This is a genomic window from Streptomyces qinglanensis (genome assembly GCF_900111245.1).
Lineage (GTDB): Bacteria > Actinomycetota > Actinomycetes > Streptomycetales > Streptomycetaceae > Streptomyces > Streptomyces qinglanensis.
The window spans coordinates 44,408-59,555 of sequence record NZ_FOGO01000005.1 but is presented as its reverse complement, the minus strand read 5'-3'; the positions used below and the strand labels follow the sequence as shown (position 1 = coordinate 59,555).

At 74.4% G+C, this 15,148-nt stretch carries 12 protein-coding genes; 9 read left to right on the top strand and 3 right to left on the bottom strand.

The window, feature by feature from the left end:
• Positions 1 to 34: 34 nt before the first annotated feature.
• The gene (locus tag BMX65_RS12775; protein ID WP_075000629.1) at positions 35 to 712 is read right to left on the bottom strand and encodes a lysophospholipid acyltransferase family protein; all 678 of its coding nucleotides are present in this window, start codon (positions 710 to 712) and stop codon (positions 35 to 37) included.
• Between the two features lie 286 nt (positions 713 to 998).
• Between BMX65_RS12775 and BMX65_RS12770 the strand changes: the two genes are divergently transcribed.
• From BMX65_RS12770 to BMX65_RS12760, 3 genes are all read left to right on the top strand, one after another.
• Complete coding sequence (locus BMX65_RS12770; protein WP_075000369.1) at positions 999 to 2,171, top strand: glycerophosphodiester phosphodiesterase; 1,173 nt, start codon at positions 999 to 1,001, stop codon at positions 2,169 to 2,171.
• 138 nt (positions 2,172 to 2,309) lie between these two features.
• Positions 2,310 to 2,990 (top strand): sigma-70 family RNA polymerase sigma factor, encoded by a 681-nt coding sequence (locus tag BMX65_RS12765; protein WP_075000368.1) that lies wholly within the window; start codon positions 2,310 to 2,312, stop codon positions 2,988 to 2,990.
• Positions 2,981 to 3,475 carry a GNAT family N-acetyltransferase gene (locus tag BMX65_RS12760; RefSeq protein ID WP_075000367.1) on the top strand — a complete coding sequence of 165 codons (495 nt, stop codon included), beginning with the start codon at positions 2,981 to 2,983 and terminating at the stop codon, positions 3,473 to 3,475. The genes BMX65_RS12765 and BMX65_RS12760 overlap by 10 nt, the downstream gene beginning before the upstream one ends.
• On the opposite strand, the gene BMX65_RS12755 is transcribed toward BMX65_RS12760, so the two are convergent.
• Together BMX65_RS12755 and BMX65_RS12750 are read right to left on the bottom strand one after the other, a co-directional pair.
• Complete coding sequence (locus BMX65_RS12755) at positions 3,472 to 3,948, bottom strand: hypothetical protein (protein WP_075000366.1); 477 nt, start codon at positions 3,946 to 3,948, stop codon at positions 3,472 to 3,474. The genes BMX65_RS12760 and BMX65_RS12755 overlap by 4 nt on opposite strands.
• On the bottom strand, positions 3,941 to 4,312 hold the full coding sequence (locus BMX65_RS12750) for a hypothetical protein (RefSeq protein ID WP_075000365.1): 372 nt from the start codon (positions 4,310 to 4,312) through the stop codon (positions 3,941 to 3,943). Before BMX65_RS12750 ends, BMX65_RS12755 begins: the two co-directional genes overlap by 8 nt.
• A 70-nt stretch (positions 4,313 to 4,382) precedes the next feature.
• On the opposite strand from BMX65_RS12750, the gene BMX65_RS12745 reads away from it, so the two are divergent.
• The 6 genes from BMX65_RS12745 to cobT all read left to right on the top strand — a co-directional run bounded on the left by BMX65_RS12745 (position 4,383) and on the right by cobT (position 15,067).
• Positions 4,383 to 5,036: an HAD-IA family hydrolase gene (locus tag BMX65_RS12745; protein ID WP_075000364.1), complete on the top strand. Its 654-nt coding sequence runs from the start codon at positions 4,383 to 4,385 to the stop codon at positions 5,034 to 5,036.
• A gap of 452 nt (positions 5,037 to 5,488) precedes the next feature.
• A complete protein-coding gene (locus BMX65_RS12740) occupies positions 5,489 to 6,610 on the top strand; it encodes a methionine ABC transporter ATP-binding protein (protein WP_075000363.1) in 1,122 nt (373 codons plus the stop codon).
• The gene (locus tag BMX65_RS34275) at positions 6,607 to 8,136 is read left to right on the top strand and encodes a MetQ/NlpA family ABC transporter substrate-binding protein (RefSeq protein WP_075000362.1); all 1,530 of its coding nucleotides are present in this window, start codon (positions 6,607 to 6,609) and stop codon (positions 8,134 to 8,136) included. The genes BMX65_RS12740 and BMX65_RS34275 overlap by 4 nt, the downstream gene beginning before the upstream one ends.
• 140 nt (positions 8,137 to 8,276) lie before the next feature.
• Positions 8,277 to 8,951: a GNAT family N-acetyltransferase gene (locus BMX65_RS12730; RefSeq protein WP_075000361.1), complete on the top strand. Its 675-nt coding sequence runs from the start codon at positions 8,277 to 8,279 to the stop codon at positions 8,949 to 8,951.
• A 134-nt stretch (positions 8,952 to 9,085) separates the two neighbouring features.
• Positions 9,086 to 10,330, top strand: a complete 1,245-nt coding sequence (gene cbiE / locus BMX65_RS12725; RefSeq protein ID WP_075000360.1) for a precorrin-6y C5,15-methyltransferase (decarboxylating) subunit CbiE — start codon at positions 9,086 to 9,088, stop codon at positions 10,328 to 10,330.
• A 255-nt stretch (positions 10,331 to 10,585) separates the two neighbouring features.
• Positions 10,586 to 15,067: a nicotinate-nucleotide--dimethylbenzimidazole phosphoribosyltransferase gene (cobT, locus tag BMX65_RS12720; protein ID WP_075000359.1), complete on the top strand. Its 4,482-nt coding sequence runs from the start codon at positions 10,586 to 10,588 to the stop codon at positions 15,065 to 15,067.
• The last annotated feature ends 81 nt before the right edge of the window (positions 15,068 to 15,148 follow it).

Below are 15,148 nucleotides of genomic sequence, written 5' to 3'. Positions count from 1 at the left end.
GCCGCGGACGACGCGCCGCGGCCCGGGCGCTTTCTCAGGCCGCCTTCGCCTTCGTGGCGTAGACGTCCACGTACTCCTGGCCCGACAGGTCCATCACGTCGCTCATCACCTCGTCGGTCACCGCGCGGAGCACATAGCGGTCCCGGTCCATGCCCTCGTACCGGGAGAAGTCCAGCGGCTCGCCGAACCGCACGGTGATCCGGCCGCCGCCGATCCGGGGGAGGCCCTTGCCGCCCGGCTGCACCTCGTCCGTGCCGATCATCGCGAACGGCACCACCGGCGCGCCGGTCATCAGGGCCAGCCGGGCGATGCCCGTACGGCCGCGGTAGAGCCGGCCGTCGGGGGAGCGGGTGCCCTCGGGGTAGATGGCGAAGACGTTCCCCTCCTCCAGCACCCGGCGGCCGGTCATCAGCGCCGCCACGCCGCCGCGTCCACCGTCCCGGTCGACGGGGATCATGCCGACGCCGGTGAAGAACCACGCCATCAGCCGGCCCTTGAGGCTCCTGCCGGTGACGTAGTCGTCCTTGCCGATGAAGAAGACCTGCCGCGAGGTCACCAGGGGGAGGATCATCGAGTCGATGAACGTGAGGTGGTTGCCGGCCAGGATCACCGGACCCGAGCCGGGGATGCGGTCGGCCCCTTCGACCCGCGGCCGGAACAGCACGCGCAGAAGCGGGCCGAGCACTGCCTTGATCAGCCGGAAACGGGACAACGGACCCTCCGCCCAGTCGGTATGGCCGTGCGCGTGGTCGATGCGCACGGAAGCGCAGATGAGGACGATACTCGCCGCTCCGGGTACCCGGCACACCGGGTTTCTTGCACCGTTACGAGGAATTGACGTGGATTGCGTCCGTATTGCTCAGGTGCTCGTGCGCCGCCCGGCCGGTGTTTCAGCCGTGTTCGCACGGACGTCTCCCCGCCGCCCCCCGGCCGGTCCTACGATCAGCCCGACATGTGGCAGGGCCGGACATCGGTGCCACCGGGACTGAGGAGAGCGCATGGGACAGGAGCAGCAGCCGGGCCGCAGAACAGTGCTCGGCGCCGCGGCGGTGCTGGGCGCGGCGGGCACGGGCGCGGTCGCGCTCGGCGGTGGCACCGCGCAGGCCGCGGACGCCGCGGCGGCTCGCACCGACGGGCGCGGACACGGCCACCGGCGGCTGCCGACCCCGGCCGTCATCGGGCACCGGGGCACCAGCGGCTACCGCCCCGAGCACACCTTCGGCTCCTACCAACTCGCCCTCGACATGGGCGCCGACGTCATCGAGCAGGACCTCGTCCCCACCAAGGACGGCCACCTGGTGTGCCGGCACGAGAACGACATCACCGCCACCACCGACGTCTCCGACCACCCCGAGTTCGCCTCCCGCCGGACCACCAAGACGGTCGACGGGAAGCAGCTCACCGGCTGGTTCACCGAGGACTTCACCCTCCGCGAGCTGAAGACGCTGCGCGCCGAGGAGCGGATCCCGCAGCAGCGGCAGCGCAACACCCTCTACGACGGCCGCTGGGAGGTGCCCAGCTTCGCCGAGGTCCTGGAGTGGGCCGAGAAGCAGGGCAGGCAGCGCGGGCGCCCGGTGTGGCTGCACATCGAGACCAAGCACCCCACCTACTTCCGCAAGCTGGGCCTCGGCCTGGAGCAGCGGCTGGTCACCCTGCTGCGGCGGTACGGGCGGCACAAGGCGCACGCGCCCAACTTCCTGCAGTCCTTCGAGCCGAGCAGCATCCAGCGGCTGGACAAGCTGGTGGACTGCCCCCGCGTCGTACTGCTCTCCGGGCCCACCTCGCGCCCCTGGGACTTCGTGGAGTCGGGCGACCCGCGCACCGTCGCCGACCTGGTGAAGCCCGAAGGGCTGGCGTGGATCGCCGGCTTCGCGCAGGGCATCGGCCCCACCCTCGACCTGATCATCCCCCGCGAGGAGGACGGTTCGCTCGGCGAGGAGACGACCCTGGTGCGCGACGCGCACGCCCGGAAGCTGGTGCTGCACCCGTACACGATGCGCAACGAGAACACCTTCCTGCCCGCCGACTTCCGCAAGGGGGACGACCCGAACGCCTACGGCGACGCGTTCGGCGCCTTCAAGCGCTGGTTCGAGACGGGCATCGACGGCATCTTCTCGGACAACTGCGACACCGCGCTGCTGGCCGCCGCGGACTTCCGCGACCGCCGCTGACCCGCTCCGGGCCGCCCGTCGCGCTGCCCGCCGGTCCGCACCTCCGGGCCCCGGCCGCCGACCGGTCCGATCTCACCCGCACGAGTGAGGCGCCGTCCGTTCCGCAACCGCGGACGGGCGGCGCGCGTGCAGCCGCGTATGAGCCAACCCCACGAGCCGGGGCCCTCCCCCCGGGAGCCGGACCTGCGGGCTCTGCTGCGGGCCGAGTGCGCCACCGAGGCCGCGGCGCTCCCCGGCACCGACGCCGAGGACCTGCTGCAGGGCGTCCGGTTGCGCTGGCTGGAGCGGCTGCGCACGTCGGGCCCGCCCGCCGACCCCGCCGCCTGGCTGGCCGCCGCGGTGCGCGCCGAGGCCCACGAGAGCTCCCGCGGACCGCGCGCATTGCCGGGGGCCGCCGAACCGCCGCCCCGCGCGGCCTGGCCGCAGCGGATCACCGCGACCGACGGCACCGCCGATCCGGCCAGCGACACCGAGGCGCCGCTGCTGGCCGCCGAGCGCCGCCGCGAGCTGACCGCGGCCGTCGCCCGGCTGCCGGGGCGCTGCCCCGCCGTGCTGGGTGCCCTGCTGTCCGGGGAAGACCCCACATACCCCCAAATCGCCCGTGAGTTGGGAATGTCACAGGGTGCGCTGGGGCCGCTGCGTTCCCGCTGCCTGGAATGCCTGCGCAGAATGCTCGCGGCACAGGTTCCACCACCTGGACTCAGGGGAAGGGTGCGAGAGGCAACCGGCGTCACCAGGGCAGACAGCACGGACACGGCACCCTCACTCTCCCGTGCCCGTGCGCACACAACTTGGGGAGGCATGCGCACATGGGCATGAGCGTGACCATCTCTGCGGCGGACGAACACGACGCCGAACAGATACTGAAGCTCCAGTACCTCTGCTTCCAGAGCGAGGCGGAGCTCTACGGCGACTACCGCATCGAGCCGCTGGTCCAGACGCTGGAGGAACTGCGGGCCGAGCTCGCCGCGGGCTGCGTGCTGGTGGCCCGGCTGGGCGAGGAGGTCGTGGGCACCGTACGCGGCAGGGTCGACGCCGAGGGCACGGCGCAGATCGGCAGGCTGTGCGTGCACCCCCGCCTCCAGGGGCACGGACTGGGCGGGCGGCTGCTCGCCGCCGTCGAGTCCCACCTGGCCGACGCGTTCGGACCCAAGCGCTACCACCTGGTGACCGGCAGCCGCAGCGAGGGCAATCTGCGTCTGTACCGGCGGCTGGGCTACACCCCGGTCGGCACCGAGCGCGACCGCCGCGTGACGCTGGTGGCGCTCGCCAAGGACGCCGCCGAGTACGCCGCGAGCGCCTAGCCTTCGGCAGCCGCCGGGCTGTGGTGGCCGCGCCGCAGCCACCACAGCCCCGTCACCGGCAGCAGCACCGGGATGAACAGATACCCCATGCCGTAGTCCGACCACACGGTGGCGTCCGGGAACGCGGACGGTTCCACCAGGGTCCAGGTGCCCACCGCCAGCACGCCGAACAGCTCCAGCGCGCAGCAGGCGAGTGCGGCCCTCCTGGCCCCCTCGCCGCCGCGCACCAGGGACAGCGTGATGAACGCGTACACCAGCGCGGCGGCCGCCGAGAGCAGATAGGCCAGCGGCGCCTCGTGGAAGCGGGTGGAGAGCTGGACCGCCGAGCGCGAGGCCGCGCCCACCGTGAAGATCCCGTACAGCGTGACCAGGAGCTTGCCCGGCCCGCTGCTGATCCCCGCGCGCCCGGCCGCGGCCTTCGCCGTACCGTCCGCCGGGGTGCCGGCCGCCTCGTCCCTCGTGTCCTCAGCCACCGGTACCGCCTCCCCAGATGTCGTACAGCCGCACCTGGAGCACCGCCAGCACGACGGCGCCCGCGACCACCGTCAGCGAGCCCCACTTGGTGCGCTCCGTCAGCGAGAGCAGTCCCACCACCGGCACGCAGGCGACCACGCCGACCAGGTAGGAGAAGAAGATCACCGAGCCGTCGGCGGCGGTGTGGCCCCGCGCGGCCTGGACGATGCCGACCACGAGCTGGGCCAGCGCGAGCAGGGTCACCACGGCCATGCCGACGAAGTGCCAGTCCTTGGTGGGCTGGTCGCGGTAGGCCGCCCAGCCGCACCACGCCGCCAGCACGAGCGCGGCCACGGCGAGCGTGACGGTGAGCGGGGTGAGCATGTGAAGGAGTCTAGAAGGGCGCCCGAGCCCGCCGACGTGCGCCCCCGGACGCCCGCGTACGCTGCCCGGCATGAAGTTCGAAGCCCCCGTGACCTTGCTGTTCGACAACGACGGCACCCTGCTCTCCTCGATGGACTCGGTGCTCCGCTGCTGGACCGCCTGGGCGCGGGAGTACGGGATCAGCCCGGAGGACTTCGCCGCCGTCGAGCTGCACGGGCGCCCGGCCGCGGACATCGTGGGCGATCTGCTGCCCGCCGAGCGGGTCCCCGAGGCCGTGGACCGGATCGGCCGGCTGGAGATCGAGGACGTGGCGCGCGGCGGTGCCGTCGCCCTGCCCGGCACGGCCGCACTGCTGGCCGCGCTGCCGGAGGGGAGCTGGGCCGTGGTCACCTCGGCCACCCGCGAGCTGGCCGAGGCCCGGCTGCGCGCGGTGGGTGTCGAGGCACCGCTCCTCGTGGCCGCCGACGACATCACCCGCGGCAAGCCCGACCCGGAGCCCTACCTGCTGGCGGCGCGGAAGCTGGGCGCCGACCCCGCGCGGTGCGTGGTCTTCGAGGACGCACCCGCCGGACTGGAGGCGGGCCGCAGGGCGGGCATGGGCACCGTGGGGTTGGCCACAACGCACCCCCGCGACGAGTTGCGCGCCGACGTCGTCGTCGAGCACCTCGGTTCGGTGACGGCCCAGGTCACAGCCTCGGGCGTGACCGTCGTCGCGGAGGACTGACCGCGGTCGGGACCGCTGCACGGTGTCCATCCGGCCGTCCGCGATGCGGACAGAGTGCGCCGTGCGGCCGAACCCGTCTGATTTACTGTGCCCCATGAACACGACGAGCTGCCGCACCCTGGCGACCGAGGCGACGATGGCGCCCGGTGCTCGTTGTATGCCTGTGCGCGCCTGGCCGTCGCCCATCGGGCGAATGTGTGCCCGCTGAGGGCCCCCGCCTGAGCTGACCGAGGCGACTCGCGCCCCGAAGCGAGTCACGAGCCCGCGTGCCGAGCACCGCGGGCAGAGCCGCTCCCGCCGTCCCCGCCCGCCGGGCCGGACGCCGGGGAGCACACACCGCCCGCGCGCCCCGCGCACTGCACCACCGTGGATCCGCTCTGCCCGTACCGCTGCCGCACGCCTGCCCGGACGCCACCGCAAGCGCTCATCCCACCGACACCACGGACGATTCTGTGATCACCACAACGGACCTCACAAAGGTCTACCGCACGCGGGACCGCGAGGTCACCGCACTGGACGGCGTCGACCTCCACGTCGAAGAAGGCGAGGTGTTCGGCGTCGTCGGCCGCAGCGGCGCCGGGAAATCCTCCCTCATCCGCTGCGTCAACCTGCTCGAACGCCCCACCTCCGGCACCGTCACCGTCGACGGCCAGGACCTGACGGCCCTGGCCGCCCGCTCCGGCAGCGGCAACCGCGCGGGCAAGGAGCTCCGCGCGGCCCGCGCCCGGATCGGCATGGTCTTCCAGCACTTCAACCTGCTGTCCTCGCGCACCGTGCTCGGCAACGTCGAACTGCCGCTGGAGATCCTGGGCCACTCCGGACAGCAGCGCACCCGCAAGGCCCGCGAGCTGCTCGACCTGGTCGGACTCGCCGACCGGGCCGGTTCCTACCCGGGCCAGCTCTCCGGGGGCCAGAAGCAGCGGGTCGGCATCGCGCGCGCCCTCGCTGGCGACCCCAAGGTGCTGCTCTCCGACGAGGCGACCTCCGCGCTCGACCCGGAGACCACCCGCTCCGTCCTCCGGCTGCTGCGCGACCTCAAGGAGCAGCTCGGCCTCACGGTGCTGCTGATCACGCACGAGATGGACGTCGTCAAGGCGGTCTGCGACTCGGCCGCGCTGATGCGGAACGGGCGGGTCACCGAGTCCGGGACCGTCGCCGAACTGCTGGCCACGCCCGGCTCCGAGCTGGCCGGTGAACTCTTCCCGGTCGGCGGGGAGCCCTCGGCGCCCGGCCGCACGGTCGTCGACGTGACCTTCCACGGCGAGACGGCGACCGAGCCGGTGATCTCCAAGCTGTCGCGGACCTACAACGTCGACATCTCCATCCTGGGCGCCGCGATGGACACCGTCGCCGGCAAGCAGGTGGGCCGGATGCGGATCGAACTGCCCGGCGGATTCGAGGAGAACGTGGTGCCGATCGGATTCCTGCGCGAGCAGGGCCTGACCGTCGACGTCGCCGCGGTCGCCGACGGCGCCGCAGGCGACGCCGGCGCCCCGCCCGGCGAACGGAGCGCGGAAGCGGTGGCGGCCCCCGCGGGGCAGGCCGCCGCACGCGCCGAGGGAGGTGCCGAATGAGCTGGTCGCAGATGCAGCCGCTGCTGTTCCAGGGCTTCTGGGACACCCTCTACATGGTCGGCTGCTCCGCACTCGTCGCGCTGGTCGGCGGCCTGCCCCTGGGGCTGCTGCTCGTCCTCACCGACAAGGGCGGCATGCTGCGGAACAGGCCGGTGAACCGCGTGCTCGGCGCGCTGGTGAACGTGGGCAGATCGCTGCCGTTCATCATCCTGCTGATCGCGCTGATCCCCTTCACCCGCTTCGTCGTGGGCCAGTCCGTCGGCTCCACGGCCGCCGTGGTGCCGCTCGCCATCGGCGCGATCCCGTTCTTCGCACGGCTGGTGGAGACCGCCGTCCGGGAGGTCGACCGGGGCCTGGTCGAAGCGGTGCAGGCGATGGGCGGCGGCACCCCCACCGTCGTCTTCAAGGCGCTGCTCCCGCAGGCGCTGCCGTCCCTGGTCGCCGGACTGACCACCACCGTGATCGTGCTGATCGGATACTCGGCGATGGCGGGCACCGTCGGCGGCGGCGGACTCGGCTCGGTGGCCGTGCAGTACGGGTACCAGCGCTTCGAGACCGGCGTCATGGTCGCCACGGTCGTCGCGCTGATCGTCGTCGTCACCGCGGTGCAGCTCGTCGGCGATGCCGCCGTACGGCTGCTGACGGCCCGCGGCGGCGGGCACGGCGCCGACGGGGGCGCCGGGCGGCGGCTCGCCAGGCTGGGGCGCGGCCGTACCGCCGCGGTGGCCGCAGCCGTCGTCGTCCCGCTGGCCCTGATCGGTTACGGCCTCGGCCGGGGCGGTGAGGACGAGCAGACCCTCAGGATCGCCGCCTCGCCCACCCCGCACGCCGAGATCCTGGAGTACGTCCAGAAGCACCTCGCCGAGAAGGAGGGGCTGCAGCTCGACATCCGCAGGTTCAACGACTACGTGGTGCCCAACACCGCCACCGAGAGCGGCGAGGTCGACGCCAACTTCTTCCAGCACAAGCCCTACCTCGACGACTTCAACGAGAAGCAGCACACCCACATCAGGCCGGTCGTCAACGTCGAGCTGGAGCCGCTGGGCCTCTACTCCAGGAAGGAGAAGAGCCTCAAGGGCATCGGGTCCGGCGACACCGTGGCCGTCCCCAACGACAGCACCAACGAGGGCCGCGCCCTGCACCTGCTGGACGAGCACGGGCTCATCGGGCTGAAGCCCGGCGCGGGGCCGGAGGCCACCCTCGGCGACATCGCCGACGCCAAGGGCCTGGAGTTCAAGGAACTGGAGGCCGCGGCGGTCCCCCGCGCTCTCGACGACGTGGACGCCGCCGTCGTCAACGGCAACTACGCCGTCGACGCCGGGCTCAACCCCGCTTCGGACGCGCTGGTGGCGGAGAAGGCCGAGGGCAACCCGTACGCCAACTTCCTCGCGGTCAAGGACGGCAACCAGGACGACCCGCGGATCCGGAAGCTCGCCGAGCTGCTCAACTCCCCCCAGGTGAAGAAGTTCATCGAGGACAAGTACCAGGGGGCGATCGAACCGGTCTTCGGGCCTGTGGGATCGTGACCCCACGGCCTGAACCGGGGAAAGTCCCCGTGTCGACAAGTCTCTGATCAGCGCCGGGTCCGCCTGTCGGGGCGGGCCCGGCGCTGCGCATCCTGGTGCCGATGCTGCATGCTGTGCACCCCGACGTGTAGGAGCGGCGCATGACCTCGACCTTCCCGGACATCTCGATCAGCACGGACCGGCTCGTGCTGCGCCCGTTCGAGGAAGCGGACGTCCCCGCGCTGACCGCGATGATGGCCGACGACCAGATCACCGCGTGGCTGGCGTCGCCCGTGCCCTACGGCGAGGACCGGGCCCGGGACTTCGTCACCCGCGGTGCCCCCGCCCGGCGCACCTCCGGCGACGGCATCGTCTTCGCCGTGACCGAACTGCTCACCCAGCGGCTCGTCGGCCTGGTCGAGTTGCACGGTGCGGACTGGCGGGTGCTCTCCGCCCACGCGCTCTACGCCACCGCCTCCTGGGCCCGCGGCGAGGGGTACGCCTCCGAGTCGCTGGCGGCCGTCGCCCACTGGCTCTTCCAGGACCAGAAGTTCGAACGCCTGGAGCTGCGCACGGCGGCCGACAACACCGCGGCCCAGCAGGTCGCCCAGAAGCTGGGCTGCATCAGCGAGGGGGTGCTGCGCAACGCGTGGATAGCCCGCACCCGCACCGAGAACTTCGGGTCCTCGCAGACCGGGACCCAAGGCGGCTGGGCGGAGATCCGCACCGACCTCATCGTCTGGAGCCTGCTGCCCGAGGACCTGGAGGGCAGCTTCGACCAGTTCGCCGGGACCGGCGGCTACGCGCCCCACCCCGGCTGGCCGCGGGGGCGCTGACACACCGCCCGCCGGGCCCGGGAGCGCGGACCGCCGGACGCGGCGGGGTGCGCGGGCGCTGCGCCGCCGCGACAGGGGGTACGCTCTGTGGGCCCGACCTGCGATGTGCACAGACCAGCCAGGAGACACCCACCATGGCCGACCGCGTCACCGTGATCGGGTGGGACGGTTCGCCGCTGACCGACGCCGCCCGCTCGGCCCTCGCGGCGGCCACCCTCGTCGCCGGAGCGGCGCACCATCTCGCCCTGCCCGAGGTCCCGCCGCGCGCCGAGCGCATCCGGCTCGGCAGCACCTCCCTCGCGGCACGGCGCATCGCACGCCACCGCGGCACGGCCGTCGTCCTGGCCGACGGCGACCCCGGCTTCTTCGGCGTCGTGCGGACCCTGCGCGCCCCCGAGCACGGTCTGGAGGTCGAGGTCGTGCCCGCCGTCTCCTCGGTCGCCGCCGCCTTCGCCCGCGCCGGGATGCCCTGGGACGACGCCCAGCTCGTGGTCGCCACCAGCCGTACGCTGCGCCGCGCGGTCAACGTCTGCCGGGCGCACAACAAGGTCGCCGTCCTCACCTCGCCCGGCGCCGGGCCCGCCGAACTCGCCCTGCTGCTGAACGGGGTCCACCGCACCTTCGTCATCTGCGAGGCGCTGGGCACCGACCGCGAGCAGGTCACCGTCCTCACCTCGGACAAGGTCGCCGACCACACCTGGCGCGACCCGAACGTGGTGATCGTCGTCGGCGGCAGCGGGGCGGGCGCGGACAGCGGCGCCACCCAGGGCACCGGATGGCTCGCGGGCCACGAGGTCGGCTACCCGCCCGCGGTCCGCGGCTGGGCCCTGCCGCCGGCCGAGTACGCCGGAGAGCCGGCGGAGGGGAGCGGCGCCGGGCCCGCAGCGGGTGAGTCGGCGCAGTTGCGTGCCGCCCAACTGGCCTGGCTGGGGCCCCGCACGGGAGACCTCGTCTGGGACATCGGCGCGGGCAGCGGCGCGTTCGCCGTGGAGGCCGCACGGTTCGGGGCCGCGGTCATCGCCGTCGACAGCGACGCCGACGCCTGCGGCCGCGGCTACGCCGCCGCGCGGCGGTTCGGCGTCCAGTTGGAGATCGTGCACGGCGTCGCGCCGCACATCCTGGAGGACTTGCCGGAGCCCGACGTGGTGCGGATCGGCGCCGGAGGCACGGCCACCGTCACCGCCGTGGCGGACCGCCGCCCCGCCCGTATCGTGACGCACGCCGGTACCCGCGACGAGGCCGAGGCCGCCGGACGGGCCCTCGGGGAGCGGGGATACGCCGTCGAGTGCGCCCTCCTCCAGTCGGTGCGGCTGGAGACGGCCGGGTGGACGGAGACCGAACGCTCCGTCGTCTTCCTGCTGTCCGCTGTCCGGAACTGAACCTCTGTGACGTCGTGCGTGACGAACCGCGACGAAGTGCGCTTTCTCTCCCACCCCTGGCGGGCGGGGTCCGCCGTGCCGGGTAGGCTGATGGACTGTTGTGCCACCGTTCGGGGTTGACGCTTCGTCCGCCGTTGTCCGAATGGTGTAGCGGGAGGCACGTGCCGCACAGAGTGCGTGGTCGTTCTTCATCTGCGGGGCGCGGCGGTCCGTCCGCCGGTCGGAAGGAGCACTAGCGATGGGCGAGGGGAACGCATGACTGACACCGGTCAGATCCCGGGCGAGGGGCTGCCGGAGAACGCAGGCGGGCAGCAGCCGGAGGGGCAGCCGGACATCCCGGGCTCCGGCGGCTACTCCTTCGCCGACGGCAGCGGTGACGTCCAGGAAGCGGTCCAGGCGCACTCCACTCACGCCGCGCACGTTCACCACGATCCTCATGCGAACCACGAACCCCACGAGACCCACGAGGCCCACGAGGCCCACGAGTCCTATGAGGAAGAGGACCTGCTGCTGATGCCCTCCGCGCAGGGCGCCTGGAACGAGCAGCCGGTGCCCGCTCCCGGGCAGCCGGCCCCGCAGCCCCAGCAGGAGGGCGGCTACGGATACGGGTACGACCCGTACGGGCAGCCGCAGCAGGCCGCCGGACCCCTGCCGCAGGACGGCGGGTTCCCTTCCGGAGCGGAGTACGGACCGGACGGCGCCCCGGCACCGCAGGACGCGACCGGCACCGGCGCGCACCCGCAGCACGGGTACGGGCCGCAGGACGCCGCGCAGCAACAGGACGCACAGGCCGCCGCCCAGCCCGCCCCGGCCGAGGAGCAGGCCGAGGCGCCGGGCCCGGCCCAGGGAGCGCACGAGGCCGACGGCCGGGACTCCGGCGCGTACGACATGAGCGCCGTGCGCGCCCCCCAGCAGCCGCAGCCCGCGCCCACCGCGAAGCAGAACACTTCCGGCTCCGGCCCGCGCCGCCCGCTGCACCTCGGACCGCCGGTGCCCGAGCAGTCCGGCACCGTGCGCCCGCTCTCCGAACGCGCCACCGCGCAGCCGGCCGCCGCGGCCCCGCAGGCCGCACCCGTGCAGGGCGCGCCGCAGCCGTCCGCCGCCGGGGACGGCCGACCCGCGGCCGAGCAGCAGCCCCCGATGCCCGCTCAGCAGGCATCCGTTCCCTCCGCCGCGGAGGAGACGCAGGCCGCGGAGGACACGCAGGCTGCGGAGGTCGCGGGCGCTGCTCCGGCCGAGCAGCAGGCCGACGCCCTCCCGGGGACAGCACCTGCTGTCATGGACCCGCAGAGCACCGCTCCGGCGGCGCCCGAGCAGTCCGCCGCCCCGCCCGCACCGGCTGCCGGTCGGTCCGGAGCGCAGGCTTCAGCAGAGCCCCAGCAGACCCAGCAGCCCGGAGCCGAGCAGTCCGCACCGGAGACCGGTGCGCAGGACCCGGCCGCCACCGCGCAGGACCCGGCTTCGCAGCCCGGCCAGGCCGCACCCTCCGCCGAGGAGCCGCTGCCGGGACCGCAGTTGGGCCAGCTCCCGCCCCAGCAGGACGACAGGGCCCCGCAGCCCGTCCCCGCCGAGGCTTCCGCCCCCGCCGCGGACGAGTCCGCCCCCGGCGCCCCCGCGGCGCCCGCCGCGGCCGACGCCGCCGCGGCTCCCGCACCGCCGGAAGGGCAGGGGGACGGCGCACCACAGCACCCCGCCCAGCCCCAGGGAACGGCAGCCGGGACAGCACCCGCCGAGAGCGGCCCGGCCCCCGCCGCCGCGCTCCCCCCGGAACCGGAAGGGGACGCGCCCGGGCAGGACGGCCCCGTCCACGACACCGTGCCCGGACCGCGCCGGGAGGCGCAGCCCGGTGAGACGCCCACCGTTCCCGCGCAGGGTGGTACACCGGTGCCGCAGCAGGAGGCGGCCGTACCGCCGTCGACCGCTCCGCCGATAAACCAGGATCCGGAGCAGCCCGCCGCCCCCCGGCCGGACAGCCCCGTGATCCCCGAGCAGGCAACAGCACCAGACTCCCCGGGCACCACCGCGTCCGAGGCACAGCCCGGTAAGGAGCCCGAGTCCATGCCAGTCCCCGAAGCCGCTGCTCCCGGGACGGCGGCGGACGCGCCCCCCGGCTCCGCCGCGAACGCCACCGCGCACCCCGAGGCCGCCGTCCCCGCACCGGCCGCAGAGGCCGCACCGCAGAACGCGGGCGCGGCACCGGCCCCGGCGGCACCGGAGGCCGAAACCGGGGGAGAGGCGCCGCAGACCCCGGCCGGGCCCACCGCCCAGGAGGCGGACTCCGCCGCGGACGACTCCGCCGCTGCCGCGCAGCCCGCAGCGGAACCCGCTCCGGCCGCCGCACCCGAGCCGCCCGCCGCGGACACCGACGCTTCCGGCGGAGAGCCCGCCGCGGAGCCGGTGCCCGAGGACGGCACCCCGGCGCCCGACCCGGCCGCCGAGCAGCACGCCGCCGACGCACCGCCGACCGGGCCCGGTGCGGAGCCCCCGGCCCCCTCCGACGGCACTGCCGTGCCCGCCGACGGCGCGACCTCCGCGGCGCAGGCCGCCGACGGCGCCTCCACCGAGGCCGCGGACACCGGTGCTGCGCCCGGCCCCGCACCGTCGTCCGGCGAAGCGGCTGCCGCTGCCGAGGCCGCGGATCCGGCGGCCCCGGCCCCCGAGGCCGCTCCCGCCGGGCCCGGGCCCGGGCCCGAAGCCGCAGCCGGCCCCGAGGCCCCTGCCGGAACACCGGACGAGGCACTCGCCGCCGACGCGGGCACCGCCCCCGGGTCCACCGGCGCGCCGGAGCCGGGCACGGCGGAGTCCACCGGGCAACCGGTCCCCGACGCCGTCACCGTCGACCCGGCCACCGGCGGTGAACCCACCGCCGATCAGCCCGCCGGGAACGAAGATCCCGGAAGCGAAGACGCCGGAAGCGAGGCCCCCGACGCACAGGCTTCCGGGAGCGAGGCCCCCGACGGCGGGGCCGCGCAGGAGGAGCCCGTGGCCGCCGCCCCCGCGGGTGAGCCCGCGCCCGGGTTCGCCGAGGCCGAGCGGGAAGCCGTGCACCGGCTGATGCGCGAACGCCGCGACATCCGCAACGGCTTCCGCCCTGACCCGATCCCGCACGAGGTGCTGCTCCGCGTCCTGGAGGCCGCGCACACCGCGCCCAGCGTCGGGCACTCGCAGCCCTGGGACTTCGTGGTCATCCGCTCCGAGGAGACCCGGCGGGCCATGCACGAGCTGGCCGAGCGGCAGCGCCACGCCTACGCCAAGTCGCTGCCCAAGGCCCGGGCGAAGCAGTTCAAGCAGATGAAGATCGAGGCGATCCTCGACACCCCCGTCAACATCGTCGTCACCGCGGACCCGACGCGCGGCGGGCGGCACACGCTGGGGCGGCACACACAGCCGCAGATGGCCCCCTACTCCTCGGCGCTGGCCGTGGAGAACCTGTGGCTCGCAGCGCGGGCCGAGGGGCTGGGCGTGGGCTGGGTCAGCTTCTTCGACGAGCGCGAGATGGTCCGCGCGCTGGAACTGCCCGAACATCTGGAGGTCGTCGCCTACCTGTGCGTGGGCTACGTCGACGAGTTCCCGGGCGAGCCCGAGCTGATGCAGGCCGGCTGGTCCAAGCGGCGCCCGCTGTCGTGGGTGGTCCACGAGGAGTCCTACGGGCGCCGCGCGCTGCCCGGCGCCGAGCCCACCGGCATGCTGGCCGAGACGCTCAGCACCATCCGCCCGCTGGACGCCAAGGCGCTCGGCGAGGCATGGGAGCGGCAGAAGCGGATGACGAAGCCGTCCGGGGCGCTCGGCATGCTGGAGATCATCTCGGCCCAGCTGTGCGGCCTCTCCCGCAAGTGCCCGCCCCCGGTGCCCGAACCGGCAGCCGTCGCGGTCTTTGCGGGGGACCACGGGGTGCACCAGCAGGGTGTGACCCCCTGGCCCCAGGAGGTCACCGCGCAGATGGTGGCCAACTTCCTGGGCGGCGGCGCCGTCTGCAACGCGTTCGCCAACCAGGTGGGTGCCGAGGTGTGCGTCGTGGACGTCGGCGTCGCCGCCGAACTGCCCACCACCCCCGGCCTGCTGCCGCGCAAGGTACGGGCCGGGACGGCGGACATGACCGCCGGCCCCGCGCTGACCCAGGAAGAGGTCGAGCGGGCCCTGGAGGTGGGCATCGAGACCGCCCGCGATCTGGTCGCGGCCGGCAACAAGGCGCTGCTCACCGGCGAGATGGGCATCGCCAACACCACCGCCTCCGCGGCGCTGATCGCCGCCTGCACCGGCGCCGACCCCGCTGAGGTCACCGGACGCGGTACGGGCATCAACGACGAGACGCACGCCCGCAAGGTCGAGGTCGTGCGCCGCGCGCTGGAACTGCACCAGCCCGACCCGGCCGACCCGCTCGGCATGCTCTCGGCGTTCGGCGGACTGGAGCACGCCGCGATGGTCGGGCTGATCCTCGGCGGTGCCTCGCTGCGCACCCCCGTCATCCTGGACGGCGTCAGCGCCGGGGCCGCCGCGCTGGTGGCGCGAGCCGTGGCCCCCGAGGCGCTCGCCGCATGCATCGCCGGGCACCGCAGCGCCGAACCCGGCCACGTCGCCGCGCTCACCAAACTGGGACTGCGCCCGCTGCTCGACCTCGACCTGCGGCTCGGCGAGGGAACGGGCGCCCTGCTGGCCCTGCCCATGGTGCAGAGCGCGGCCCGCGCGATGCACGAGGTCGCCACGTTCGACGCGGCCGGCGTCACCGAGAAGAGCTGACCGGTCCCGCGCCGCGGGGCGCTCCGGTGGACGCCGGAGCGCCCCGCAGCGCGGCCCGTCCCCTCCGTCGCGGCACCCCGG